This window comes from Pseudomonas sp. BAV 4579 (genome assembly GCF_009765395.1).
In the GTDB taxonomy this organism is placed as follows: domain Bacteria; phylum Pseudomonadota; class Gammaproteobacteria; order Pseudomonadales; family Pseudomonadaceae; genus Chryseomonas; species Chryseomonas aestiva.
The window spans coordinates 1-301 of sequence record NZ_WHOV01000148.1; the positions used below are offsets into that span (position 1 = coordinate 1).

The 301-nt window shown below is 67.4% G+C and carries 1 protein-coding gene; it reads left to right on the forward strand.

The annotated features are described in order from the left end of the window. Nucleotides 1-301: efflux RND transporter periplasmic adaptor subunit (locus tag GSQ95_RS22655; RefSeq protein WP_372240137.1), on the forward strand; the 301-nt coding region annotated here is incomplete at both ends.

Here is a 301-nt window from a genome sequence, read left to right on the forward strand (position 1 = left end):
TCAAGGCCGGCCAGCAGTTGTATCAGATCGATCCGCGCACCTACGAGGCCAACGTCAACTCGGCCAAGGCGTCGCTGGCCCAGGCCCAGGCGACCCTGGCCTCCAACCGGCTCAAGGCCCAGCGCTATGGCGCCCTGGTCAAGGAGCAGGCGATCAGCAAGCAGGAAGCCGACGATGCGCTGTCCATGCAGCGGCAGAACGAAGCCCAGGTGGAATCTGCCAGGGCCGCCCTGCGCAACGCCGAGATCAACCTGGCCTACACCAAGGTCGCCGCGCCCATCTCCGGGCGCATCGGGCGCTC